The sequence below is a fragment of the Methylobacterium nonmethylotrophicum genome (assembly GCF_004745635.1).
Taxonomy (GTDB): domain Bacteria; phylum Pseudomonadota; class Alphaproteobacteria; order Rhizobiales; family Beijerinckiaceae; genus Methylobacterium; species Methylobacterium nonmethylotrophicum.
Map to the genome: position 1 here is coordinate 110,574 of NZ_SRLB01000013.1, position 24,943 is coordinate 135,516.

The window sequence follows — 24,943 nt, forward strand, 5'->3', positions numbered from 1 at the left end:
ACATGATGACCTTGCTCGCGACCGTGCTCGACGCCCATGGCGGCCTCGCACGCTGGAACCAATTCTCGACGATGACAGCGCATCTCGCTCAAGGCGGCGCGCTCTGGGCTCTGAAGGGGAAGGCGGGGCTGCTCGACGCAGTCGACGTGACGGTGGGCCTGCGCGACGAGTGGGCGTCCCACGCGCCGTTCGGGAGCGACGGACGCCGCTCCCGCTTCACGCCCGATCGGGTCTCGATCGAGGATGCGGCCGGGTCGACGATCGAGGAGCTCGTCGACCCGCGCGCGTCGTTCCAGGCTCACACCCTGGAGACGCCCTGGAGTGATCCTCAACTCGCCTACTTCGCCGGCTGTGCGATGTGGACCTACCTCAACATGCCGTTCCTGCTCGCCTATCCGGGTGTCGAGACGCAGGAGATCGAGCCCTGGCGCGACGGCGACACGGTCTGGCGTCGCCTGCGGGCGACCTTCGCGCCCGGCATCGCGACGCACAGTCGGATCCAGACGCTCTACGTCGATGCCGACAACCTGATCGCCCGGCACGACTACGACGTCGAGATCGCCGGAAGCACGCCGGGCGCGCATTTTCTCTCGGATTACGTCGACGTCTCCGGAATCAAGGTCCCGACGCGGCGACGGATCTTCCCGCGGCGGCCCGACGGCCGGCCTATGCCCGAGCCGCTCGTGGTGTCCATCGATCTCTCCGCCATCACGCTGAGCCGAGGGGCTTAGGTTCGACCAAGAATTTTCCAGCCGAGGCGTTCTTCCCATGATGCCGTCGACAGATCAGTACCGAAGCTCCGGTCATACGATGATACTACTCCAGGAGATCCATCATCGGGTTGCGAACGAGCTTCAGGGCTTGGTCGGAGCCCTTTCACCACCTCGCGCGAAGCAGATGCTCGACGGCTCCGCTGCCGTCGTGCGGGCCGTGGAGCGCATCGGGCACATCGCCCGGCTCAACCGCCAGATCTACGAAGCGCCCGCCTCGCTCGTGTTCTCCCAGCACTGCCGCGAACTCTGTGCCGGTGTTCTGTCCGCCTTCGGTCGGTCGGACATCGTCCTGCTCATCGACTTCACGGCCGAACCTGCGAGCCGAGAGCAGAGGCTGACGATCGCGCTGATCGTCGTCGAGTTGTTGACGAACGCGGTCAAGCACAGTCTTGCGGACGAGAGGGAAGCGTGCATCCGGCTCGAGCTCACCTCGACGCCGTGCGGATCGGTGCGGCTGATGGCCTCCGATAGTGCGACCATCCAAGAACCGACGTCACTCACGTCATCGTCAATCGTCCGCCTGCTCGCCGAGGACGCGGGAGGGTCGGTCACAATCACAGCAGACCCCGGCTACGTTGCGACTATTATTCTGCCAAAATATTGATTTCACATCCGTTTTAAGGCGGTTCCGCCAGAACGGCCGTGGTCGCCCACTCGAAGCCGAGTTCGGCATGCTGCCCTTCGGACTCGCCATGCCGGCCCTTCCATCCATTGGATGACACCTGCCCATCGCAGGCCCGCGACATGCGGCGACCTTGCCGACGATCCCAGTAAAGGCCGGGTTGCCCTCCGTGATCCGCGTTGGCGTGCCCGCGACGACGGTCCGGAAGCCGCCGGGCTCCACGACGGCGACTTGCGCGGCAAGCGGCTTCATCCTCATGCACGGCACCTCGGAAAATTCCTCCCTGCGACCTTTGCGGCAGGGTACGGGCTCCGCCCGGTCGCGGAGCGTACTTCCACGCATGGATTCAGCGACTGTTCGTTGCCGAGGATATTGTGTCACCCGGCTTGCCTGTTCCGTGCGATGGCGGCCTGGAGGAGAAGAGCGGCCCTTTCAGAAGCCATGTTCGACGGTCCGAAAGTGGCGCGATGCTGACGCCCTTCGCTCGTTCCCGAGCGGCCGCCTTCCTCGAGCCCGTATCGATGCGTCTGAGAAATCGACCGGGACCATGACTCGAGCGTAAGGTCCCGGGGCGGACCGATTAACGATTAGGACCGGGCACGGGGCAGCACGGACAGGCTGCGGACCGTCCAGCTGGAGCGTCGGGCAGCTGTCCCATGTCATGCGCCGACAACAGTTTTATCAGTCTGGCTGGCCGATGTTACGCGTCACGCCGCATCTGAACGCTCTCTGCAACGACAAGAGGTCGGCACTCAATGCGGGCGACTTCCAGCACAACCGCGACATCCTCGACGATCATGCGTTGCGCCTCATATCGGTCGCGCCCCCGCGCGCGCACCTTCGCTGTTCGTAGCGCATCAGCTCCCGGTCTCTTGGGCAGAGCTGCACGTCAAACGCGCGTTCTTAAACAGCATTCGACGAATTGTCAGTAAAATTCGAGCATGTAAATTCTGTCACAGACTTATGTATTTAAGGCATATCGATGCATTCAGAGATATTTCCTCCACAGATATTAATTTTTCAAAGCAGTAAATTGCGCGCATTACGTGCAATCTCAACAATGCGGCGGAAGACATCCTCCTGAGCACCCGAACCATGCTGCTAGCGGCCGGAATGGTGCTGACCCCTCGGCTCCTCGGCTCCTCGGCTTTCTGGTGGAAGAACGTCCGATCTTCAGTCTACGGGCTTGTGCCGTGCTGACGGCTGTCCCTGCAGCGCTTTCCGTGAGACGAGCCTACGATCCGGGTGAGGCTGGTCTCACTCTTGCCGGTCTCTGGACCTGCGCCGCTCCTTCGCTGCTCGGGTTCCGCCACGCTTCCATTCCCCATTTGGCCCATCTTGGCTTCGGCGTCGCCATCATCGTCTCGGCTCTCTCCAGCCTGTGGCGTCTGCGAAGGATGTCCGGCGCCGGTCCAGCCTGATGCCACGAATCTTTCGACCGAGCTTTCTCGCAGTGCAGGTCGCCATGAAACCCGATCCGTTCAGCCTCGTCCTGGCGGTAACCTTCACGGCCAGATGCGCGACCATCCATGCCTGCCGACATCGGCCCGACGACGTCACCCTCGTGCTCGGGCTGCTGCTGGCTCTCTTGTGGAACCTGAGCGGCGCGGTCGTGGACGGACAGGCGGATTGGCCGCTTGAACCCGGGCTCACGGTCGAGCTTGCCAGCTACCGACCAGTGCACGACTGATGCAGAGACGCAACGGCGCGCCGCGGGGACTTGGTGCACCGTCATTCACTCGCTGGACGATCGCAGCATCGCCACGACCCGTTTGAGCTGGATCAAGGCTGCCACCGCCCACCGCGCCATTGTGGACGCCGTGTTCAACCACGGGGGACGACGATGATGCCGATCGCGGATCTAACGGGCATGCTTCACCCACGCACGGCGCGGATGCCGAGCGATATCGTTCGACCGCAGGAGGCGTACCGCGCCGTAGTCACGGTCGACGACGGATACCGGTATCGGACGATCGGAAGCGCCATGGCCCTCCTCATCGCGGTCGCCGCATCCCTCCTGGTGACGGGGCTGCTCCGAATCGTGCTCTGACGAGCGGACCCGAAGCAGCGGGACGCGGCGCCGTTCCAAGAAATGGGTCGAACCATGCTCGTCGTGATGGCCGCCAGCGTCGTTCTCGTCGCCATCACCATCCTGGTGCTCTACGAGACCTTGCGGCTGACCTCGGAGCATCTCGCCGAGCTGCCTGTGCCGCCCCGCACACGGATCATCGTCGTGGTGCTCGCGGCCTTCGTCGGGCACACTGTGGCGGTCTGGGTCTATGCCGGCGCCTATTGGGTGCTGGTGCTGCGGCTCGGGCTCGGCGCGTTCTCGGGCGTGCCCGTCGAGACCTTCGAGGATTGCCTGTTCGTCTCCGTCGTCGCCTATACCTCGCTCGGCTACGGCGATCACGCGCCCCTTGGCCACGCCCGGCTCCTGACCGGGGTGGAAGCGCTCAACGGCCTCTTGCTGATCGGCTGGTCCGCGTCGTTCACCTACCTGGCGATGGAGCGCTACTGGCCGTTGCACGGCAGGACGTCCTCCCGGAAGGCATCGAGGAGCCGGGGCCGCGCGGCGGCGAGGCCGGCCCGGCCCCCCGCCTTCGTACCGCGGGCCGAGCCTTGAGCTGCACCGCGACCTTGCGCTGGATCAAGGTCGCGGCCCTACGCAACGCCGACGATCCCGCATCCTGCAGACGGAGAAGGGCCATGCTGCGCGAGTACCTCGTGACCTTCCACAAGGTCGTCTCGGACGATACCGGTCATGAACGCCGAGTCCTCCAGCAGCAGGCCGTGGTCGCCGCGCCCTGCCCGGTCTCGGCCCTCACCATGGCCAAGGCCCTGTTCTGCGAGACCGCCGGCATCGTCGACTGGCGCCTGCGGGCGGACATTTGCGAGGTCGTGGTCCTGACCGAACGCGCCGCATGAGGAGGCCGCGATGAGTCAAGACCTTGCCCAGCCCATCCATTGGCAGGGGCGACAATGGGCCGTGACGGCCTACGGGATCGAGGCGCTCGACGGGATGTACCACGTCCCGTTCTCCGAGATTCCGCAGGCGGATGACGGACCCGCGCCCTGGCTGGAGGCGCTGCGCCGCCGTTACGGTACGGATCGCGACGACCTCGACGCCGCCCTGAAGGTGGCACGTGCGGTTCTGACGGATGCCACTCCCGCGCCTATGGGGAATTGAGGAGAGCCGGTCCGAGCCTCGCGGTGCCTGCCGCCTCGGACGTACGACGCTTGATCCAGCGCAACGCGAACCCGCCACGCCCGTCCATCTGTGGCTGGTTTGCGAGCGTTCACGGAATGGGGCCAGGGGAGTCAGGCGATGCAGACGATGACATCCGCGCCGGTCGTCCTGGTAGCCGAGCCGCAGGCCTTGCTGGGCCTGTGGCTGGAGGACGTGCTGACTGACGCGGGCTGCACGGTCAGCGGTCCCTTCGGCACCTGTTCCGACGCTCTCGCGAGCCTGGATGCGCCCCCGCACTTCGCCGTGGTCAGCACGGACCTGAACCGGGGCTCGGGCTTCCCGCTCGCCTGCGCGCTGCGTCGGCGGGGCATCCCCTTCGCCCTGATCGCCGGGACGGCGCGGATCCCCCGTGCCTTCGTCGACGTGCCCGTCTTCGACCGGCTCTTCGGGGCGGGCGAAATGATCGGGACCGTCGCGGCTTGCCGCGCGGGTCCGGGCATGCGTCGGGAAAGCCGGGCCTGCCCGATGGCGGACCGCCTGTCGGCCGGCGGCGCGCTTGCGCTGGATCAATGTCCGGCCGCCTGCCGGGCGTCAGCCTCATCGTCGGCCGGGTCGGTCCTTGATCGGCCCCGACCCCGGCGCGATCAAGGAGGCACTCATGAGTGACAGGACGATCCGCCAGAACGTCATCGACGAACTCGACTTCGATCCGAGCATCGACGCCGCCGGGATCGGCGTCGCGGTCGAGGACGGCATCGTCACGCTCTCCGGGCACGTCGCGAGCTACACCGAGCGCGTCGCCGCCGAGAAAGCTACCCGCAAGGTGCGCGGAGTGCGCGGCGTCGTCGAGGAGATCAAGGTCCGTTTCGCCGGCGACAAGCCGCCGCGCGACGAGGACCTGGCCCACCGGGCGGTGCAGATGCTCGACTGGGCCGTGACCGTGCCGAAGAACGCGGTGCAGGTGAAGGTGCAGGACGGCTGGGTGACGCTCACCGGCGAGGTCGAGTGGCAGTACCAGAAGGAAGAGGCGCGCGCTGCGCTGAAGCGGCTGACGGGCGTCGCCGGCATCGTCAACATGATCGACGTGACCCCGCGCGCGGACGCGGCCGACGTGCGCAAGAAGATCGAGGCGGCGCTCAAGCGCAGCGCCGAAGTTGAGGCAGACGCAATTCGGGTGACGGTCAAGGACGCGCAGGTGACGCTCGAGGGCAAGGTGCACGCCTGGCATGAGCTCAGGCTGGCCGAGGCCGCGGCGTGGTCCGCGCCCGGCGTCCGCGCGGTCGTGGACCGGCTCACTGTCGCCTGAACCCGACGCCTGAACCGTGGCGCGGGGCGGGCCGGCCTGCCGTCGCGCGCTCCGGCCCGGGAACCGCTCTAGACCGATCGGAGCACCCGCATGACCATCGCCAGCATCCTGGTGGCCGTCGACCTCGAGCCCTCGGCGCGCGAGCGCCTGCGCCTCGCCGGCGCTCTCGCCGATGCGTTCGGAGCCGGCCTGATCGGCGTGGCGGCGGACGAGCCGCCCTACGGGGTTCCCCCGGTCGGCCCGACGCTCGGCAGCACCTACGCCCTGGCGGCCGCGAGCGAGATGGTGATGAACGATCTCACGCGGGCGCATGCGGTCTTCGAGGCGGAGATCGGCCGGGACCGGCGCAGGGCGTGGCGGTCGAATCTCGGCCCCACGCTTCCCTTCCTGATCGCGCAGGCCGCCGCAGCCGATCTCGTCGTGGTCGGCCGCGGGGAAGCGCCAACCCTCTTCGCGATCGACCCGGGCGATCTCGCGATGCAGCTCGGAGGACCGGTGCTGGTCGTGCCGCCAGGCATCGACCACCTCGACGCCAAGCGTGTCCTGGTCGGCTGGAAGAACACCCGCGAGGCCCGCAGGGCGGTGAGGGACGCCATGCCGTTCCTCGAGAAGGCTTCCCAGGTCGTTGTCGCCTCGGTCGATGACGGGTTTGGGTCGGCCGACCCCCGGGACCTCGTCGCCCTGCTTCGAGCCCACGGGATCGCGACGCGGGCCGTGACCCCGGACGCGACCGGCACCACGGTTGCGGAGGCGCTCACGGAGGCCGCCGCGGAGTACGGCGTCGACCTCGTCGTCGCGGGGGCCTACGGCCATTCGCGCCTGCGGGAATGGGCCTTCGGCGGGGTCACCCGGGACCTCATGGCCGGCAGCCCGGTCTGCTGCCTGATGAGCCATTGAGTCCGACGGCGGTCGAGACGCGCGGGAGCGACCCGATGATCGCGAAGCCTCCCCTCCTGACCCCGCATCGCGGATGCGCCCTCGAGGCCGACGGCCGAAAGGCGCTGGTGCTGCACAACGAGGGATATCCGCTCAACCCGGATCGTCAGGTCCAGCAGGCGATCGAAGCTCCGCCCAACCCGCCGGGCCGCGAGCAGCGTACCGACCGGCCGCCCCGTGTCCGGGGTCGACGAGCGCCGCAGCGCCATCGCGCAGACGGACCGGCACGAGCTGGCCGAGCAGCGCTTCGCGGCCGAGGTCGCGGCCGGGCTCAACCGCGTCGCCGGCCCGGTCTCGGCCCTGGTCGTCGTCGCCCCGCCGCGGATCCTCGCCGCCCTGCACCTTGACCTGTCCGAGGGGCTCCGTCGCGTCCTCATGGCGGAGATCGATCAGGATCTTACGAAGACTGCGGTGAGCGAGATGCAGCGGCATCTCTGCGGCCGATGATCCTCGTTCCTTCGATCTCGGCAAGATCGATCTCGGGAAGCCAATCCGAACACCAGCGCTGCCGGCCTCAATGGGCCATCAGCACCGGCATGCGCGCGGTCTCGATCACCTGGCGGGTGACCCCGCCAAGCAGGAACTCGCGCACCCGGCTGTGGGTATAGGCGCCGAGCGCCAGCAGGGTGGCATCCATCCTCCCGGCGGCATCGAGGATGGCGGCGCCCACGGAGGTCCCCTCCCCGACCGTCAGGTTGCTGGCATGGGCCACGATGCCGTGCCAGCGCAGATAGGCGCACAGGTCCGCGGCTCTTGCCTCCTCGGCGCGGTCCGTGCGCGCCTGCACCACCGTGACCCGGCTCGCTGCGTGCAATAGCGCGATCGACTGGCCGACGAGGCGCGTCCCCTCCAGGCTGCCGTTCCAGGCGACCACCACGTGCTCCAGGAGATCGTGGGGAACGACCTCGCCCACCATCAGGGCGGGCCGGCCAACCGAGAACAGCGCGGTGTCGAGGGCCCGGCCGGTGAAGGGTTGTGCAGGATCGGGCCGGTCGACGATCACGAGGTCGGCGACCCGGCCGGCCAGCGTCAGCATGCGCTCGACCTCGCCGGACCACTCGGTCCAGGTGGCGAAGGTGGCATCCAGCCGATCGACTGCGGGCATGAACGGCACGCCCTCGCGCGCGCACCAGGCCTGGAGCGCCGCCTTGCCATCGGCAGCGGCGGCGCGCATGCCCTCCTTGATGGCGGCGATGGTGGCGCTGCTCACCGGCGCCGTGCCGGCCAAAGCCGCGAGCACGGTCTCCGGACCGGGAGCGATGAAGCCGACGCCGATATGGGCGTGGAGGCGCCGGCTGAGGCGTAAGCCGGCGTCGAGCCGGCGGGTCGGATCGAGGCCGGGCGCGGTCGGGACGAGGAGGCAGCGCAGGAACATCGGAGGATCCTCCGGCTCAACGTTCGAGGGACTTGAGATAGGCGATGAGGGATTGCGCCTGGTCCGGGTCGAACCGGAACTCGGGCATGCTCGGATGGCCGGTGCGGATGCCCTCGGCCAGGGACTCCGCCAAGTCCTCGACGGGATAGCGGGCGTGCAGGTCGCGGAACGGCGGCGCGGCGGCCAAGGGGCTGGTCCCAGAGCGCCCGACGGCGTGGCAGCGGGCGCAATGCGCGCGCGCCAGCGTCCGACCCTGCTCGACCTGCCGGTCCCAGGCCCGCACGGGAGTGGACAGGGACAGGAGCACGACGGTGCCCGTCGCGAGCAGGAAGCGGGCGCGCATCAGTGGCTCATCAGGCAGCAGAGGGAGGTCGTGCGCAGGACGTCGCGGGTGACGCCGCCGAACACCCATTCGCGCAGGCGCGAATGGCCGTAGGCCCCCATCACCAGCAGGTCCGCGCCCTCACGCTCGCAGAAGCGCAGCAACTCGTCCGCCACCGACAGGGCCGGGTTCGGCAGCAGATGGGTGGTGGCGGCGATGCCGTGCCCGGACAGGTACTGGGCCGTCGCCTCAGCGCCCCCATGATGAGCGTCCGGCCCCGCGGCCACGACGCAGACCCGCTCGGCGCCGGCAATGAGCGGCAGGGCATCGTGGACGGCGCGACGGGCCTCGCGCGTGTCTTTCCAGGCGATCACCACCCGCTTGGGCACGAGGCGCTCCAGGCCCGGTGGCGCCACCAGGACGGGCCGGCCGGCCTCCATCAGCAGGGCACCGGGGGAGACGCCCATCGGCCCCGGATCCCCGTCGCCAGGCCCGTGCCGCCCGACGATCACGAGATCCGCGGCGCGGGCCTGTTCGGCCGTATAAGCCAAGGGCAAGGCCAGGCTGCTGCCCCAGATGCGCTTCGCCACGGATCCGGCCTCGCGCTCGAACAGCGCCTTGGTGGCCGCTAGCCGCTCGCGGGCTCGTTCCTCCTCCGCGTCGTAGACGCGCTCGGCCACGACCCCGTCGCGGGCCGGAACAATGACGGGAACCGGGCAGGCGGCGATGCCGACGAGCCGTGCCGAATGAGTTGCAGCGAGCCCGGCTGCGAGCTGGACGCGATCCGCGCCGTTAGGCCCGAGATCGACGGACACCAGGATGGAGGAGAGCGTCATGACGATCTTCCGTGCTGGAGCTTGATCTTCCGTGTCGGCATCACTCTCGCGCGCGGCCTCGCCCGGGGCCTTGATTCACCTCAAGGCCGGGATCGCGCCCCGCCGGCAGGCTCGCCCGAGATCTGCGGCATCGGGAGGCGGACATGCGGGAGACGAGCGCGGGCACGGCGCAGCCCGGCGACGAACGGAACGACGAGACCGGCCTCGCCTTCGTGCCCGGTCCGCTCGGGCCGCGAAGCCTGCGCGAGATCGACGCCTATTGGCGCGCCGCGAACTACCTGTCGGTCGGGCAGATCTACCTGATGGACAACCCGCTACTGCGCCAGACGCTGGCCCCACAGCACGTCAAGCCGCGGCTCCTCGGGCATTGGGGCACCACGCCAGGGCTCAACTTCATCTATGCGCACCTGAACCGGGTCATCCGCCAGCGCGACCTCGACATGATTGCCGTCTGGGGTCCCGGCCACGGCGCTCCCGGCCTCGTCGCGAATGCCTGGCTCGAAGGGACCTACGGCGAGATCTATCCGGACGTCTCGCGCGACGCCGACGGGATGGCGCGCCTGTTCCGGCAGTTCTCGTTCCCGGGCGGCATTCCGAGCCACGCATCGCCGGACCTGCCGGGCTCGATCCACGAGGGCGGAGAACTCGGCTACGCGCTTGCCCACGCCTTCGGGGCCGCACTCGACAATCCGGGCCTGACCGTCGCCTGCGTGGTCGGCGACGGCGAGGCGGAGACGGGACCCCTCGCCGCCGCCTGGCATTCGAACAAGTTCCTCGATCCGCTGCGCGACGGCACGGTCCTGCCGATCCTGCACCTCAACGGCTACAAGATCGCCAACCCGACCCTGCTCGCCCGCCTGGAGCGAGACGAGTTGGAGAGCCTGCTCGTCGGCTACGGCTACGCTCCGGTCTTCGTCGAGGGTCAAGAACCCCATCCCTTGCCCGGCCCGATGCACCAGGCGATGGCAGCCGCCCTCGACGCGGCCCTTGATGCCATTGCGACGATTCGCGAGCGGGCGCGGCGCGGCGCGACCGGGCGCCCGCGCTGGCCGATGATCGTTCTGCGCAGCCCGAAGGGCTGGACCGGGCCGCGGACGGTCGACGGCAAGCCGGTCGAGGGGACGTGGCGGTCGCACCAAGTCCCGGTCGCGTCGGTGCGCGAGAACCCGGAGCACCTCGCGGTCCTGGAAAGCTGGATGCGCTCGTACCGCCCACAGGAGCTGTTCACGTCGGACGGAGCGCTTGCATCGGATCTCGCAGGACTGCCGCCGAAGGGTCCGCGGCGCCTCTCGGCCAACCCGCACGCCAACGGGCACGGGTCGCGGCCCCTGCGTCTGCCGGAGATGACACCGCTCGCGGTCGAGGTGCCGGCGCCCGGGCGCGTGACGGCGGAGGCGACGCGCGCTCTCGGCGGCTACCTGCGCGAGACCCTGGTGCTGAACCGAGAGGCCCGCAACTTCCGCATCATGGGACCCGACGAGACCGCCTCGAACCGCCTCGACGCGGTGTTTTCCGTCACGAGCCGCGCCTGGCAGGGCCCGATCCTGCCGGGCGACGATCACTTGAGCCGGGACGGCCGCGTGATGGAGGTCCTGAGCGAGCATCTCTGCGAGGGCTGGCTCGAGGGCTACGTCCTGACCGGCCGCCACGGCCTGTTCGCGACCTACGAGGCCTTCGTGCACGTGGTCGATTCGATGGTGAACCAGCACGCCAAATGGCTCAAAGGGTCCCGTGCCCTGCCCTGGCGCCGGCCGGTGCCCTCGCTCAACATCCTGTTGTCGTCCCACGTCTGGCGCCAGGATCACAACGGCTTCAGCCACCAGGATCCGGGCTTCATCGACTTCCTCGCCAACAAGCGCGGCGACACCGCCCGCATCTACCTGCCGCCGGACGCCAACACGCTGCTCTGCGTCATGGACCACTGCCTGCGCACCCACGACCGCATCAACGTGGTGGTGGCCGGCAAGCAGCCGGCCCTGCAATGGCTCGACCTTGAGGCGGCAGCCGCCCACTGCGCGGCGGGCGCCGGGATCTGGGGCTGGGCATCGAACGAGGGCGAGGGAGAGCCCGACGTCGTGATGGCCTGCGCCGGTGACGTGCCGACCCAGGAGATCCTTGCGGCGGTCGAGTGGCTGCGCCGGCACGTCCCGGACCTGCGCCTGCGCGTCGTCAACGTCGTCGACCTGATGACGCTGGCCTCGCCCGAGATGCATCCGCATGGGCTGGACGACGCCACCTTCGACAGCCTGTTCACCCGCGACCGCCCGGTGATCTTCGCCTATCACGGCTATCCCTGGCTCATCCACCGGCTGACCTACCGGCGCCGCAACCACGACAGTTTCCACGTGCACGGCTTCATCGAGGAGGGCACCACGACGACGCCCTTCGACATGTGCGTGCTGAACCGGCTCGACCGCTACCACCTCGCGCAAGCGGCCCTGCGCACCGTCCCGCGCCGCCTCGGGACACGGGGCGACCATGCCGAGCAGGCATTGCGGGACGCGCTCGCCGCCCACCATGCCCATGTCTGCCGGACCGGCGAGGACCTGCCGGAGATCTGCAACTGGGCCTGGGCCGGGCGGCATGGTTCGATGCGGCCCGATCCGCGCCGGGTCGAGGGGGACGTCATGCAGGGAGATGGAGGTCAAGGGGATGGAGAGACCAGGGACCGGCATCCCGGGGCGACGGCGCCGAGCGGATCCGGCTCGGGTGAGACCGTCGACGGCTGGGCCATCGCGCCCGAGGCGTGAGGCCGAGGTGAATCGTGCCCGCATCGCGGATCGATGCCGGGGAGCCTCGAACGATCAGCCGCGCGCCGGAACCGGAGCGCAGGCCCGTCTGATCCGTCCTACGGAACGTCGAGACCGGAACGTCGGCGACCCAGCCGCGTCGCGTGCGCGTGCGCCATAACAGCCGATCGCACGATGCTGGAATCGAGGCGGAACAGGAGGAGGCCGAGTTCGTCCGTGATGTCCAGGTGCCAGTCCTCGCCGGGAGCGATGCGCGCGGCGTCGCGCTGGAGCACCTCGCCCGTCGCCGCGATGGCGCAAGTCTGCGACGCCTGCCAAACAGGCAACTCCCTCCCCACGGGATCGAAGAGGCCGGCGCCGTCGAAGATGTGGAAGAAGAAACGCAGCATCAACGCTCCGACCGAGGGATGGCGGGAGCGGATGCTCTCGATCGCTGCGCGCCAGATGCTCGAAGCCTGCAAGTGGTCCTTGTACGATCCTACGAACTGGGGAGAGCTTTCTTTTTTGTTAGGCGATCAGTTACCGGTCGTCATTGCTGCAGGCACGGGCCGTCCGCCGCGGCCGGCGGGACCGCAGCGCCTAACGGTCACGGTTCCCGGTCCGGCATCGTCGCGCTCACATAAGCGACCATGAAGGTGTGGAAGTCCCCGCTGCCGGCGTCGCGGATCGAGACGTACTCGCCCACCACGAAGGCGTGCGTTCCGAGGCGGTAGCCGGGCTCGTCGTCGTCCGTCGTGCGGTCATCGTAGTCGATGAGCCAGGTCGCTCCGTCCTCCCCGCCCGCCCGATGGACGAGCCGGCCGTGGCGGTCCGGCTCGCCGGTCCAGAACCGGCGGACGCGGCAATGGTCGCGGGCCTCGCGCCAGAGGGCGGCGTCGAGATGGCCATCCGGCCCAAGCGGGGCGACGATGTCGTAGCCGCGCCCGGCGCTGCCGTCGGGATGCTCGGGGCAGCGCGCCAGGGTCAGGGTCACGCGGTGCAGCTCGGCCGATGCGGCCCGGACGGAAGCGGTGGCGCCGGGGTCCTGCGCCCGCCTTCCGGGTGCTTGCGTTCCATGAGCCATGATCGCCTCCTCAGGTCAGAGCGACGGTCCGGTCGTCGACGGCGCGCACTTCCGGGACCGACCAGGCCGCCCGCTCGGCCGCGTCGCGCTCGGCAGGCGACGAGACGGCACCCTCCAGGGTGACGCAGTCTCCCTCGACCCTGATCGTGATCGCATCCGCGTCGAGCAGGGCGCGGCGCCGGAAAGCCTTTAAGATGTTGCTCCGGACCGCGCTCGGCCGCACCTCCGGCCGAACCTCGATGAGGTTCGACACCCCGACGACGCCGGACAGCTTGCGGACCGCAGCTTGCGCCTCCACCATCTGATACCGCCAGGGCACGGCCCCGGTCAGGGTGATCCAGCCTTTGGCGACGCGGACCCGGATGGCGTCCTTCGGCAGATGCACACAGCGGTCGATGATCGCCAGGGCGCGTGCGGCGATCCGGTCGTCCATCACCTTCTTGGCCTGGGGGAAGCGGACCTCGATCTCCTGGGCGATGGCGCGCACGCCCTTCGCCCGGCGTACCGCGCGCTCGGCCCCGACCTGCTCGGCGTCGCTGCCGACGTGGCCGGTCAGGGTGACGACGCCCTCGGAGACGGCGACACCGATCTCGGCCGCGTCGAGGCTGGGATCGAAGTCGAGTTCGTCGAGGACGTCGCGGGGCAGATCCTTGTCGGTCATGGCATGGCTCCCCTTCAATCGCTTCCAACGGCGCGGCTGCCTTCGTCGAGATCTTGGGCGAGCTACGGAGACGAGCCTTGATCCAGCGCAAGGCCGGCGCGGCCCTCCGCCCGGGCGAGCCTGGCGCACCGTTGCATCTCCCGGCGCAGCACGGAGACCGGCTCGTCGGTCCCCGCCGCCGCGAGTTCCACGGCCAGGCGCGCCAGGAGCGCCTCATCGTCGAGGGGCACGGTCTGGGCGACGAAGGAATCGGTGAAGTGCGGGGCCGCGTCGGGGCCGAGCGCCATCCGCTCGCAGGCCCAGCGCGCCAGGAGCCGGTTGCGCCGGGTGCGCTCCTGGAAGCGCCTGTCTTCCTCGTGCACGAACTGGCGCTCGAAGGCCTGCTCGCGTTCGTCGAACGTCGTCATGACGACCTCCCGTCTCTGCTGTCGCGTGTGCGGGCTGGGCCGCTCAATCCTCGACGAGCCGGTGCATCCGGCCACGGCGCAGGCTGACCTGGCGTCCCCCGGTGCGCAGGAGCGCCCCCTCGGCTTCCAGCTGGGTGATCGTGCGCGACACGGTCTCGATGGTCAGCCCGAGGTAATCGGCGATGTCGCGGCGGGTCATCGGAAGGTCGAAGGTGCCGGTCCCGCCCAGCCGCAGGTCGACGTCGAGCAGGAAAGCGGCGACGCGCTCCAGCGCCGAGCGCCGCCCGAGCAGCAGCATGTGGTCCTGGGCTTGGCGCAGGGAGCAGGTGGCCAAGCTCCAGAGCTGGCAGGCGACCTCTGCGCGATGGGTGGCGATCCGCTCGACCTGCCGCCGCCTGAAGATCAGGACCCGGGTCCCGGACAAAGCCTCGGCACTGTGCCGATGGGCCTCGCCCGGCTCGAAGCCGAACAGGTCGCCGGGCAGGTGGAAGCCGGTGATCTGGCGCCGGCCGTCGCTCAGGACCTTGTGGGTGCGGACCGCGCCCTGCATCACCCGGTAGACGCTCTCCGCCTCCTCGCCCTCGCCGAAGATCTCCTCCTCGCGGTCGTAAGCGGCAGGGGTGCCGATGAGTTCGGGGCAGGCGGCGAAGAGGCCAGGGCCGCCGCCGGCCGTCACCGGCGCGCGGGAGCCTACGACCGGAGGTGAGGCGGGGGGCAGGACCATCTCTCGCGACATCTTTCCGCTCCTCATCTCGTCGAACGAGGGCGAGAATGGCCGGAATATTGTCCTGCAGAAATTCCGGTAGGGCGCTTAAGCGGACTTGCTTAAGGACTAATACGTAGGCACGAAAGGCGAAGCTGCGACCGACCCCGCCCCCGGAAGCCTCGCCCCGCGTTGCACGTCGTTTTCCATCGTGCCGGCGCCGGGCGGCAGGGCTCGGGACGGGCCGTGGCCGATCGGCGGTTGCCTGGGCGGTCCCGGTGGCCCGCGACGATCACGCCCCGACGGCAGAGCCGATGGTCGAGGCCGCGAAGAGCTGCAGGGCCGGCGCAGGGCTTGCGCCGTCCTCCAGTCGGCGCGGCATAGATAGCTGCCGTCGAATTGGGCGACGCGCCGCAGGGCGGAGAAATCGGGAATGTTGAGCTGCTGACGTTTCAACGTATCCCCGCGTTGATCAGGGGCAAATTCTGCACCTTGGCTTGTCTCGCCCAGCCGCTTCCGTTCGAGACAGCCCAGTCGCGGTGATCACTTGCGCTGGATCAAGGCGCCCAGGGCGGGCCCCGTCAGGCTCGATCTCCAGCCGGAGCGGGGAAAGCGGGTCTCGCCCTCCCGAGCCCGCCCTGGGCCGTTCCGCGAAGAGCCGCCGCGCCCGCGAAATCCCGCGGCGGGCTGCCTGGCCGTGGCAGGCCGCGAACGAGTGCCGTTCGCGAACCAGGACATGTCACGACCGCTCGCCGTCAGGGCGATTCTCGGGGGGCTGATGCGGTACGACCGGCCGCGAGGAGGCCGACGAGCGCCTCGAAGGCGAGCGGCTTGTCGACGAGGGGCACGCCGGCCTCGCGTGCGCGGGTGCGGATGCGCGGGTTGGGATGGCCGGTGATCAGGATGACCGGGACACGGGCATCGATGTCCCACAGGCGCCGACAGACCTCGAGCCCATCCATCCCCGGCATCACATGATCGAGGAGCACGCAAAGGGGACAGGGACCGGGGAAAGCCGCCAGGAGTGCGAACCCGCTGGCGAAGGTCTCGACGCGGTGCCCTTCGCTCTCGAACAGGAAGCGGGTCGAGTGCAGGACCGCCGGGTCGTCGTCGACGACGTAGATGGGGGAAGCGCTCACCATGGGACCGGCCATGCGGATCGAGGCGCGGATGCGAGATCCGACCATCGGTGGCCCGAGGGCGGCCCGCCTTGACCTGCCTCAAGCGGATCAGGCGAGGCCGGCCAGCACCGCCCGGCGCACCAGGTCCTGAAGGCTGGTCGCCTGCGTCTTGGTCATCAGCTTCGCCCGGTAGATCTCCACGGTGCGCGGGCTGATGTCGAGGGCGCGGCCGATCTCCTTGCTGGTCGCGCCGGCGACCAGGCGGTCGAGGACCTGACGCTCGCGCTCGCTGAGCGTCTCGACCCGCCGCAGGAAGTCCTGCACGATCGGATCGGCCGCGGTGGAAGTACGTCCTGGCGACAGGGCGTGGCGCAGGGCCCGGAGCAGCACCTCGTCGTCGAACGGCTTCTCAATGAAGTCGCAGGCACCACGCTTCATCGCCTCCACGGCGAGCGGAACGTCGCCGTGGCCTGTCATCACGACCACGGGCAGGGTGTTTCCGGTCTCGCGCAGGTGGCGGAGCAGGTCGAGGCCGTCGAGGCCTGGCATGCGAATGTCGGTCAGGACGCAGCCCGAGACCAGGGTCGCGAGCCGCTCGAGCAGCGCGGTCCCGCTCTCATAGAGGCGCACGGCGAAGCCGGCGGTCTCAAGCAGGAAAGCAAGCGAGTCCCGCATCGCGGGATCGTCGTCCGCCACGTGCACCAGCTCATGCCCCATGGTTCGGCTCCTCTTGACCCGGCTTCTCTTGGCCCGGCTTCTCTTGGCTCGGCTTCTGTTGCCGATTCGCCGGCAAGGTCAGCCGGAACGTGGCACCGCCGGCCTCGTTGGGCTCGACCTCCAGCCCCCCGCCATGCGCCTCGCTGATGGTGCGGCAGATCGAGAGGCCCACCCCCATCCCGTGCGCCTTGGTGGTCACGAAGGGCTGGAACAGGCGCCCGGCCACGTCCCCGGCGATGCCGGGCCCGGTATCCGAAACAGCGATCTCGACCCTGTCAGGGGGGAGGAGCTTCGTGGCGATGCCGAGCTCACGTCGCGGGCCCTGCGCCATGGCCTCGCGGGCGTTGCGGATCAGGTTGATCAGGACCTGCTGGATCTGCACCCGGTCGGCGAGGACCGAGCCGACTCGGCGATCGAGCGCGAGGTGCAGGACGACGCCCTGCTCGCGGGCGCCGACCATGGCGAGCGCGCAGGAATCCTCGATCAGCTGCGTGACCGGCTCGACCCGCCGCTCGGTCTCGCCCCTTGCCACGAAATCCCGCAGCCGGCGGATGATCTGGCCGGCCCGCAGCGCCTGCTCGGCGACCTTGTCGAGGACGTCCACCGCCGTGGCGACGGTGGCGGGATCGGGTTGAGCGAGGAGGCGGCGGCAGCCCTTGGTGTAGTTGGCGATGGCGCCGAGCGGCTGGTTGAGCTCGTGGGCGAGCGTCGAGGCCATCTCGCCCATCGCGCTCAGGCGCGAGACGTGAACGAGCTCCGACTGGAGTTCCTGCAGCCGGGCCTGGATCCGCTGGTACTCGGTGAGGTCGTTGATGAAGCCGGTGAAGAAGACCTGCCTGCCTGATCTCATCTCCCCGATGGCAAGCTCCATCGGGAAGGTCGACCCGTCGCGCCGGCGCCCCGTCACCACCCGGGTGGTACCGATGATACGGGGCTCCCCCGTGCGGTGGTACCGGGCGAGGTAGCCGTCATGCTCGGCTCTCATCGGCTCCGGCATCAGGATCCGGACATTCTGCCCGATCGCCTCGTCGGCCGCATAGCCGAACAGGCGCTCGGCGGCGGCGCTGAAGGAGTGGATCAGGCCGGCCTCATCGATGACCACCATCGCATCCGGCACGGTGTGGAGGATCGAGCGCAGATGCGCCTCGCTGGCGCGCAGATCCTCCTCGACCCGCTTCTGCCCGTCGATGCTGACGACGATGCCGCGGTGCCGGCAGGGCCGGCGATCCGCGTCGAGCAGGACGCGCCCGCGCGAGCGCAGCCAGCACGCCTCCCCGCCGGGATGAACGACGCGGTAGTCGATCTCATAGGCGCCGCCCTCACGCAGCGCGCGCCCGATGGCATCCGCCCGGGCGCGGCGGTCGTCGGGATGCACCAGGTCCTGCGTCGCGGCAAAGGACGTCAGCCGCTCGGAGGGAACGCCGAAGAGGCGGGAGCACGCCGAGGATACGGTGATCCGGTGCGTCGACAGGTCTAGCGACCAGGTGCAGACGCCAACCTCGTCCAGGGTGTGGAGGAGCTCGTCCGTGCTGAGTAGGTCGGCGCTGCCTGGATCCGCGGGCGTTGGGGCGACCTGATCGACCATCGTTTTCGTCCGGAAGCGGGGGTGCCAAGCCCATTCCATCCAGCAGTATGGCTTCGTGAGTCCGACTCGTGGCCATCATTTGATAACGGTGCGTTCCTGGCGGGATCCCTTCCACCCTGGAACCGTTTCGCGGGCCGGCAGACGCTGCGCCGGCAACCATCTGTGCTTGCAGAGCATCAAGTACTAGCATTACAGTTGCAGGCATTGATTTCGCCGGAAACCGCCGGTGTCGGCCCGCAGTCGCCGAGGTCGTTCGGCACCCGCACGACACCCGCTTGCAACTATAGTGCTACGGTCTAGACCCGATCAGCTTGACTGCATGAAGGGCCGCCTTGAACGAAGGACTGCTCAGGGTGAAAAGCGGTGGTTCGCCATATGAATGCCGCCCAGTCAGATCGCGCCAGTTACGGACCTCCGGTCCGGGTCGTCCGAATGGCCGCTCCTCATCCGACACCGGACATCCAAGCTTCGCCGTTCGCGTCACAGCCTCCGCGCTCATTGGCGTAAGGGAGGCGTATGGAACCACGCACACCGGATGGACACGAGGAGCTGCATCAGCCTCTTGGCCGCACGGATGCCGGAGCGGTATTCCAGGCTGCCTTGCACGTGCCACCCCACGAAGCCACATCACCCCCGACGGGTTGGAGGTTCAGCACCAGCATGAAAACCTTTCTGCTCCGGGATTACGTGTGGTAGGCTAGCCGCCGATGAACCGTGACCGGCAACTCGCGCGCCTGATGGCGGTGGTGATCGTAATGATCGCCGCCTGCTTCGGCGCGTCAGTAGCCCTGGCGCATGAGGGGCACGCCCATCATGCCCCGGCACCGGTCAAGGTCAGCCAGGCGGCACCGACGGTTGCGGCCCTGCCGGCCAAGACCGTCCAGGCGGTTGACGCAACGATCACAATCAGCGCCCCAAACGCGTCGGTCGCCGTGACCGCCGTGCCGGTGAGTCGCCAGATCATCGGGCAGGTGCCCGGTGAGCGCCCCTGCAACGGGGTCTGCTGCTCCATGGGCGCCTCCTGCTGCGCCCTGGGCCTGCTGCCCGATGTTTCCCTCATGCCGCTGGCGTTGGCCGGTGGCAGCCGGGTGGTGTTCTCCGAACAACCGGCCGTGCCCAGCCTCGCCCGCGAGGCCCTGCCCAAGCCCCCTCGATCCTTCGCCTAAACCCCGCGTCCCCACGCCTGGGGCAGCGCTGTGGTGCGCTGCTGCGCGTGCGTGGACGCTTGCGTCCACCGGCGAAAGATTGATCCATGATGTCCCCTATAACGGCCGCGCTGCGTGCGCTGGCCATGGCGTTCGCCCTTGCTGCAGGCTCCGCCTATGCCCACGAAGGGCACGACCACGGCGCCGCGCCGCCGCCGGTCTCCAAGACCATTGCGCCCCGCGGTGAGGCGGTGTCGTCCGGGTTCGAGCTGGTTGCGGTGCCCCGCGACGGCATCCTCAGCCTGTACCTCGACCGCATTCAGAGCGGCGAGCCGGTTCCCGGCGCGACCCTGGAGATCGACACCCCTGCCGGTACCGCGACCGCCCAGCCTGCGGCGCCGGGTGTGTACCGCCTGCCAGCGCCCTGGCTGAACAAGCCCGGCCACTACGACGTGATGGTCACCGTGACCGCCGGCAGTGACGTCGATGTGCTGCCCGTCGCCCTGACCGTGCCGGACCCGACCGCCCTGGTGACCGCGGCGCCCAAGCCGGTCAGCGCCAGGCAGCAGATCAGTGCCACTGTGACCCAGGCCGTGCCGGCCCTCGCCCACGGGGTTAGGAATCGCATCAACCGCGCTGATCCGGTGCTGATGGCTGTGGCTGGCGGCAGCTTCCTGCTCAGCATCCTGGTTGTGCTGGCCGTCCGTGGCCGGCGCCGCGTGCCGGCGCTCGCATTGCTGGCCGTCACCGTCACGGTGCTGCTGAGCGCCAGCGCCTTTGCACATGGCGGCGAGGACCACGACGACAAAGCCATTCGAGGCGCGGCGCTGATCCAGCCCGCCCCCGGCACGGCACCCACCGACCTGGCACAGCGCCTGCCCGACGGCAGCGTCTTCGTGCCCAAGCCGACTCAGCACCTCCTCGGCCTGCGCACGGTGATGACCGAGATCGGCACCTTCTACCGCACGATCGGCCTGCCCGGCCGGATCATTCCAAACCCGAACGCCAGCGGCGTGGTCCAGTCGTCCGTCGGCGGCCGGCTGTCACCGCCCCAGAACGGCCAGTTCCCGCGTCTGGGTACGCCGGTGAAGAAGGGCGACGTGCTCGCCTACGTGACCCCGCCAGTCGCGCGCGTCGATGTCTCCGACATGCGCCAGCGGCAGGGCGAACTCGATCAGCAGATCGCGATCGTGCAGCGCCGGGTTGAGCGCTACCTGAAACTCGCCCCGAGCGGCGCGGTCTCCCAGGTGCAGCTCGAGGAGGCGCAGGACGAACTGAAAGGCCTGCGGGACCGGCGGACCGCCCTCGACACGGTCCGCCTGGAGCCCGAGGCGCTGGTCGCACCCGTCGACGGCGTGATCGCCGAAGCCGCCGCGGTCGCCGGCCAGATGGCCAATCCGGGCGCGATGGTCTTTCAGATTGTCGATCCGAAAAGCCTCTGGGTGGAAGCGCTGAGCTTCGATGCTCTCGGCGGCGCCGAGAACGCCAGCGCACGCCTCGCCGACGGCCGGACCCTGCCGCTCACCTATCGCGGTTCGGGGCTCGCCGACCGCAACCAGGCCATTCCGGTGCAGTTCGCCATCTCAGGCGACACCAGCGGCCTGCGGGTCGGCCAGTTCGTCACCGTGCAGGCGGCCACCACCACCGAGTTGCAGGGCTTGGCCCTGCCCCGCGCTGCGGTCGTGCGCAGCAGCAACGGCCAGGATGTCATCTACGAGCACACCGGCGCCGAACGCTACGAGGCCCGTCAGGTCCGCGTGACGCCGCTGGATGGCAACCGGGTGCTGGTTGCGGCTGGCCTGGGCGCCGGCAAGCGCGTGGTGACCCAAGGCGCCGAGCTGCTGGATCAGGTGCGCTGAGGAGGGCTGGCCAGTGTTTACGTTCCTTGTCAGCCAATCGCTGAAAAACCGCCTGCTGGTCCTCGCCGTCGCCGCCGTGCTGGTGCTCTACGGCGCGTTCACGGTCACCAAGCTGCCCGTCGACGTCTTTCCCGACCTCAACCGGCCGACCGTCACCATCATGACCGAGGCCGAGGGCTATGCCCCGCCCGAGGTCGAGCAGCTGGTCACCTACCCGATCGAAACTCGCATGAACGGGCTGCCCGGCGTCAGCCGTGTGCGCTCGGTCTCCGGCGTCGGCCTGTCGGTCACCTATGTCGAGTTCGATTGGGGTACCGACATCTACCGCAACCGCCAGCAGGTCGCCGAGCGCCTGAGCCTGGTGCAGGACCAGCTGCCGCGCGGCGTGACCCCTGGGATGGGGCCGATCTCCTCGATCATGGGGCAGATCCTGCTGGTTGCCGTGACCAGCGACAAGGCCACGCCCATGCAGGTGCGTGAGGCGGCCGACTTCGTGATCCGCCCACGCCTTCTGACCATCCCCGGGGTCGCTCAGGTCATCCCGATCGGGGGCGAGGTGCGTCAGTTCCGTGTCGCGCCGAATCCGGCCGCGATGCGCGCCCTGGGCGTGACCAACGCCCAGCTGGAAACCGCTCTGCAGCAGTTCGGCACGAACGCCGGCGGCGGGTTCACCGACCAGTACTCCCGCGAATACCTGATCCGGAACATCGCGCGCACGCTCGACCTTGACGACCTGCGCAATGTCGTCATCGCGACGGTCAACAATGCGCCGGTGTATCTGCGCCAGATCGCCGAAGTGTCGTTCGCGGCCAAGGTCAAACGCGGCGATGCCGGTTACCAGGGCAAGCCGGCGGTGATCGTTTCGGTCGAAAAACAGCCCGACGTTGATACCGTTAAACTGACCCGGCAGATCGAGCAGGCCCTGGGCGAGATCACCCAGACCCTGCCAGATAGCATTCGGGCCGATCAAATCCTGTTCCGGCAGGCCAACTTCATTGAGACCTCGATCAGCAACGTCGAGCGCGTGCTGCTGGAGGCAATCGTGGTGGTGGCCGCGGTGCTGTTCCTGTTCCTGCTGAACGTTCGCACCACCGCAATCTCAATCCTGGCAATCCCGGTGTCGATCTTGACCACGGCGGTGGTGTTCCACTTCTTTGGGCTGTCGATCAACACGATGACCTTGGGTGGGCTGGCGATCGCGATCGGCGAGCTGGTCGATGATGCCGTAGTCGACGTGGAAAACATCTTCCGGCGCCTTGGCGAGAACCGGAAGGCCGGCAACCCCAAGAGCGTCTTTCAGGTGGTGGTCGAAGCATCCAACGAGGTGCGCTCCGGCATCGTCTACGCGACGCTGATCATCATCCTGGTGTTCGTGCCGCTGTTCGCCCTTTCGGGCATCGAAGGCCGGCTGTTTGCCCCCTTGGGGCAGGCCTACATCATCTCGATCCTGGCCAGCCTCTTTACCTCGATCACGCTGACCCCGGTGCTCGCCTCCTGGCTGCTGCCGGGGCTCAAGAACCTTGAGGAGCACGACAGCTGGTTCCTGAAAGCGCTCAAGCGGGGCAACGCCACGCTGCTGGCGGTTGCCTTCCGCCATCAGCGCCTGCTGGCCGGCACGGTCGCCCTGGCGGTGCTCGGCGCTGGCATTGCCGCCTGGCAGCTGCCGCGGGCGTTCCTGCCGCCGTTCAACGAGGGCAGCTTCACTGTCAACATGACGTTCAACCCGGGTATCTCGCTGGCCGAGAGCAACCGGGTCGGCCTGATTGCCGAGCAGCTGCTGCGGCAGATCCCCGATGTGGCGGCGGTCGGCCGACGCACCGGCCGGGCCGAGCTGGATGAACACGCCGAAGGCGTCCACTCCTCGGAAATCGAGGTCGAGCTCAAACCCGGCGAGGGCCGCCCGAAGGAGGCCCTGGTCGCCGACCTGCGCAAACGCCTGGCGGTCCTGCCGGTGTCGGTCAACGTCGGCCAACCCATCTCCCACCGCCTCGACCACATGCTGTCCGGAGTGCGTGCCGAGATCGCGCTCAAGATCTACGGCGAGGACTTGGATGCGCTCCGGCGGATCGCGGGCAGCCTGCGCGAGCGGTTCGCTACGATCCCCGGCCTGACCGACCTGCAGGTGGAAAAGCAGGTACGCATCCCGCAGCTGGAGATCCGCGTCGACTACACCCGCGCGGCCCTCTACGGCGTCCAGCCGGCCGCGGTGGTCGACCAGGTCAGCCGCCTGTCCAACGGCCGGGTCGTGTCCACCGTGGTCGACGGCGTGCGGCGCTTCGATGTGCTGATCCGCCTGGCGGAGGACCAGCGCACCACCGCAGGCCTTGGGGATCTTCTCTTGGAAACCCCCTCCGGCTGGGTGCCAGCGCGCCAGGTTGCGGACATCCGCGAAACCGACGGTCCCAACCAGATCCTGCGCGAGAATACCCGCCGCCGCATCGTGGTGCAGGCCAACACCAATGGCGACAGCGACATGACCACCATCGTGGCGGCTATGCGTGCGGCGATCGCCCAGGAGAAACTGCCGCCGGGGTTCTTCACCAGCCTGGAGGGTACGTTCCAGGCTCAGGAGGATGCCACGCGGACCATCGCCGCCCTGTCGGCGCTGTCGCTCGCACTGGTCTTTGCGCTGCTCTACAGCCGCTACCGCTCAGCCGCCCTGGCCCTGATCATCATGGGCAACGTGCCCCTGGCGCTGATCGGCAGCGTCACCGCACTGTGGCTGGTCGGACAGCCGCTCAGCGTGGCCTCGATGATCGGGTTCATCACGCTGACCGGCATCGCCGCGCGCAACGGCATCCTCAAAATCAGCCACTACCTCAACCTGGCGCTGCACGAGGGTGTGCCGTTCGGGCAGGACCTGGTCGTGCGTGGCAGCCTGGAGCGGCTGACCCCGGTGCTGATGACGGCCCTGTCGGCCGGCGTGGCCCTGGTGCCGTTGCTCTACGACGCCGCCTCCCCGGGCAAGGAGATCCTGCACCCGGTCGCGGTGACGATCTTCGGCGGGCTGATCAGCGCCACGCTGCTCGACACGTTCCTGACGCCGATCCTGTTCCTGCATTTCGGCGGCCGGCCGCTGGCGCGGCTCCAGGCCGCCCAGGACCAGGCTCACGCCGCTCACCCCGCGACGGCCGGCCCGCCGCCGCGCGAGGCGTTCTGAGCCCCTTCCCCACCACGCAACCCAACCAAGGAGAACCGCAATGATCCCCTGGAGAGCCGCCCTGCTGACCAGCGTGGTGCTGGTGGCCGCCCCGGTCTGCGCTCACGAAACCGCCGGCAAGTGCGGCGGCCGGGTCACCAACGCCGGCAACTACGGCGTCGAACTCGTCGCCAAGGGCCAGACGGTCGACGTCTGCCTGCTCGACGGCAGCGAGCAGCCCGTGCCCGCGGCCGGGTTCAAGGCCACTGCCATTCTGGTCGAGGGCGGCAAGCCGGCCCGCATCGCGCTGACCCCCGCCGACGGCAACCGCCTGACTGGTCAGGCCCAGGTTCCGCTGGGCACCGCCCCCAGGGGCGCCGTGCAGCTGACAGCTCCCGATGGCGCCTCCGCCAGCGGGACGTTCAACTAACCACCA

At 68.9% G+C, this 24,943-nt stretch carries 27 protein-coding genes; 16 read left to right on the top strand and 11 right to left on the bottom strand.

Annotated elements, in window-relative coordinates; all coding sequences use genetic code 11:
* Window positions 1-2: 2 nt before the first annotated feature.
* The 11 genes from EU555_RS18765 to EU555_RS18815 all read left to right on the top strand — a co-directional run bounded on the left by EU555_RS18765 (window position 3) and on the right by EU555_RS18815 (window position 7,271).
* Window positions 3-731 (top strand): hypothetical protein, encoded by a 729-nt coding sequence (locus tag EU555_RS18765; protein ID WP_135416751.1) that lies wholly within the window; start codon window positions 3-5, stop codon window positions 729-731.
* A gap of 79 nt (window positions 732-810) precedes the next feature.
* The gene (locus EU555_RS18770; RefSeq protein ID WP_245524382.1) at window positions 811-1,377 is read left to right on the top strand and encodes a histidine kinase dimerization/phosphoacceptor domain -containing protein; all 567 of its coding nucleotides are present in this window, start codon (window positions 811-813) and stop codon (window positions 1,375-1,377) included.
* A 1,483-nt stretch (window positions 1,378-2,860) separates the two neighbouring features.
* Window positions 2,861-3,085 carry a hypothetical protein gene (locus EU555_RS18775; protein WP_135416753.1) on the top strand — a complete coding sequence of 75 codons (225 nt, stop codon included), beginning with the start codon at window positions 2,861-2,863 and terminating at the stop codon, window positions 3,083-3,085.
* A gap of 153 nt (window positions 3,086-3,238) precedes the next feature.
* A complete protein-coding gene (locus tag EU555_RS18780) occupies window positions 3,239-3,445 on the top strand; it encodes a hypothetical protein (RefSeq protein ID WP_135416754.1) in 207 nt (68 codons plus the stop codon).
* 54 nt (window positions 3,446-3,499) lie between these two features.
* Complete coding sequence (locus EU555_RS18785) at window positions 3,500-4,018, top strand: ion channel (protein WP_135416755.1); 519 nt, start codon at window positions 3,500-3,502, stop codon at window positions 4,016-4,018.
* A gap of 86 nt (window positions 4,019-4,104) precedes the next feature.
* Window positions 4,105-4,320 carry a hypothetical protein gene (locus EU555_RS18790; protein ID WP_135416851.1) on the top strand — a complete coding sequence of 72 codons (216 nt, stop codon included), beginning with the start codon at window positions 4,105-4,107 and terminating at the stop codon, window positions 4,318-4,320.
* A gap of 10 nt (window positions 4,321-4,330) precedes the next feature.
* A complete protein-coding gene (locus tag EU555_RS18795; RefSeq protein ID WP_135416756.1) occupies window positions 4,331-4,582 on the top strand; it encodes a hypothetical protein in 252 nt (83 codons plus the stop codon).
* A 138-nt stretch (window positions 4,583-4,720) separates the two neighbouring features.
* Window positions 4,721-5,248 carry a response regulator gene (locus EU555_RS18800; protein ID WP_245524365.1) on the top strand — a complete coding sequence of 176 codons (528 nt, stop codon included), beginning with the start codon at window positions 4,721-4,723 and terminating at the stop codon, window positions 5,246-5,248.
* Window positions 5,241-5,888, top strand: a complete 648-nt coding sequence (locus EU555_RS18805; RefSeq protein WP_135416757.1) for a BON domain-containing protein — start codon at window positions 5,241-5,243, stop codon at window positions 5,886-5,888. The genes EU555_RS18800 and EU555_RS18805 overlap by 8 nt, the downstream gene beginning before the upstream one ends.
* Window positions 5,889-5,978: 90 nt before the next feature.
* On the top strand, window positions 5,979-6,785 hold the full coding sequence (locus tag EU555_RS18810; protein WP_135416758.1) for a universal stress protein: 807 nt from the start codon (window positions 5,979-5,981) through the stop codon (window positions 6,783-6,785).
* Between the two features lie 141 nt (window positions 6,786-6,926).
* The gene (locus EU555_RS18815) at window positions 6,927-7,271 is read left to right on the top strand and encodes a host attachment protein (protein ID WP_245524383.1); all 345 of its coding nucleotides are present in this window, start codon (window positions 6,927-6,929) and stop codon (window positions 7,269-7,271) included.
* Window positions 7,272-7,338: 67 nt separating this feature from the next.
* Here the strand turns inward: EU555_RS18815 and EU555_RS18820 are convergent, their stop codons facing one another.
* From EU555_RS18820 to EU555_RS18830, 3 genes are read right to left on the bottom strand one after another with little or no spacing between them, the layout of a single operon-like run.
* A complete protein-coding gene (locus EU555_RS18820) occupies window positions 7,339-8,199 on the bottom strand; it encodes a universal stress protein (protein WP_135416759.1) in 861 nt (286 codons plus the stop codon).
* A 16-nt stretch (window positions 8,200-8,215) separates the two neighbouring features.
* Window positions 8,216-8,542, bottom strand: coding sequence for a c-type cytochrome (locus EU555_RS18825; RefSeq protein ID WP_135416760.1), 327 nt, complete (start codon window positions 8,540-8,542; stop codon window positions 8,216-8,218).
* The gene (locus EU555_RS18830) at window positions 8,542-9,357 is read right to left on the bottom strand and encodes a universal stress protein (protein WP_135416761.1); all 816 of its coding nucleotides are present in this window, start codon (window positions 9,355-9,357) and stop codon (window positions 8,542-8,544) included. The genes EU555_RS18825 and EU555_RS18830 overlap by 1 nt, the downstream gene beginning before the upstream one ends.
* 143 nt (window positions 9,358-9,500) lie before the next feature.
* On the opposite strand from EU555_RS18830, the gene EU555_RS18835 reads away from it, so the two are divergent.
* Window positions 9,501-12,107: a phosphoketolase family protein gene (locus tag EU555_RS18835; RefSeq protein ID WP_135416762.1), complete on the top strand. Its 2,607-nt coding sequence runs from the start codon at window positions 9,501-9,503 to the stop codon at window positions 12,105-12,107.
* Window positions 12,108-12,205: 98 nt separating this feature from the next.
* Here EU555_RS18835 and EU555_RS18840 read toward each other — a convergent pair whose 3' ends face one another.
* The 8 genes from EU555_RS18840 to EU555_RS18875 all read right to left on the bottom strand — a co-directional run bounded on the left by EU555_RS18840 (window position 12,206) and on the right by EU555_RS18875 (window position 18,364).
* Window positions 12,206-12,496 carry a DUF6894 family protein gene (locus tag EU555_RS18840; RefSeq protein ID WP_135416763.1) on the bottom strand — a complete coding sequence of 97 codons (291 nt, stop codon included), beginning with the start codon at window positions 12,494-12,496 and terminating at the stop codon, window positions 12,206-12,208.
* A 197-nt stretch (window positions 12,497-12,693) separates the two neighbouring features.
* Window positions 12,694-13,170, bottom strand: coding sequence for a hypothetical protein (locus EU555_RS18845; protein ID WP_245524366.1), 477 nt, complete (start codon window positions 13,168-13,170; stop codon window positions 12,694-12,696).
* Window positions 13,171-13,180: 10 nt separating this feature from the next.
* Window positions 13,181-13,831, bottom strand: coding sequence for a BON domain-containing protein (locus EU555_RS18850; RefSeq protein WP_135416764.1), 651 nt, complete (start codon window positions 13,829-13,831; stop codon window positions 13,181-13,183).
* 62 nt (window positions 13,832-13,893) lie between these two features.
* On the bottom strand, window positions 13,894-14,238 hold the full coding sequence (locus EU555_RS18855; protein ID WP_135416765.1) for a DUF1476 domain-containing protein: 345 nt from the start codon (window positions 14,236-14,238) through the stop codon (window positions 13,894-13,896).
* A gap of 43 nt (window positions 14,239-14,281) precedes the next feature.
* Window positions 14,282-14,974, bottom strand: a complete 693-nt coding sequence (locus tag EU555_RS18860) for a helix-turn-helix domain-containing protein (protein WP_135416766.1) — start codon at window positions 14,972-14,974, stop codon at window positions 14,282-14,284.
* 722 nt (window positions 14,975-15,696) lie between these two features.
* On the bottom strand, window positions 15,697-16,083 hold the full coding sequence (locus tag EU555_RS18865) for a response regulator transcription factor (RefSeq protein ID WP_245524367.1): 387 nt from the start codon (window positions 16,081-16,083) through the stop codon (window positions 15,697-15,699).
* Window positions 16,084-16,170: 87 nt separating this feature from the next.
* Window positions 16,171-16,779: a response regulator FixJ gene (fixJ, locus tag EU555_RS18870; RefSeq protein ID WP_135416768.1), complete on the bottom strand. Its 609-nt coding sequence runs from the start codon at window positions 16,777-16,779 to the stop codon at window positions 16,171-16,173.
* Complete coding sequence (locus tag EU555_RS18875; RefSeq protein WP_135416769.1) at window positions 16,769-18,364, bottom strand: PAS domain-containing sensor histidine kinase; 1,596 nt, start codon at window positions 18,362-18,364, stop codon at window positions 16,769-16,771. Before EU555_RS18875 ends, fixJ begins: the two co-directional genes overlap by 11 nt.
* A gap of 707 nt (window positions 18,365-19,071) precedes the next feature.
* Between EU555_RS18875 and EU555_RS18880 the strand changes: the two genes are divergently transcribed.
* The 4 genes from EU555_RS18880 to EU555_RS18895 all read left to right on the top strand — a co-directional run bounded on the left by EU555_RS18880 (window position 19,072) and on the right by EU555_RS18895 (window position 24,937).
* Window positions 19,072-19,530: a hypothetical protein gene (locus tag EU555_RS18880; RefSeq protein WP_135416770.1), complete on the top strand. Its 459-nt coding sequence runs from the start codon at window positions 19,072-19,074 to the stop codon at window positions 19,528-19,530.
* An 86-nt stretch (window positions 19,531-19,616) separates the two neighbouring features.
* Complete coding sequence (locus EU555_RS18885) at window positions 19,617-21,368, top strand: efflux RND transporter periplasmic adaptor subunit (RefSeq protein ID WP_135416771.1); 1,752 nt, start codon at window positions 19,617-19,619, stop codon at window positions 21,366-21,368.
* A 13-nt stretch (window positions 21,369-21,381) separates the two neighbouring features.
* Window positions 21,382-24,528, top strand: a complete 3,147-nt coding sequence (locus tag EU555_RS18890; RefSeq protein WP_135416772.1) for an efflux RND transporter permease subunit — start codon at window positions 21,382-21,384, stop codon at window positions 24,526-24,528.
* Between the two features lie 40 nt (window positions 24,529-24,568).
* A complete protein-coding gene (locus EU555_RS18895) occupies window positions 24,569-24,937 on the top strand; it encodes a hypothetical protein (RefSeq protein ID WP_135416773.1) in 369 nt (122 codons plus the stop codon).
* Window positions 24,938-24,943: the final 6 nt, after the last annotated feature.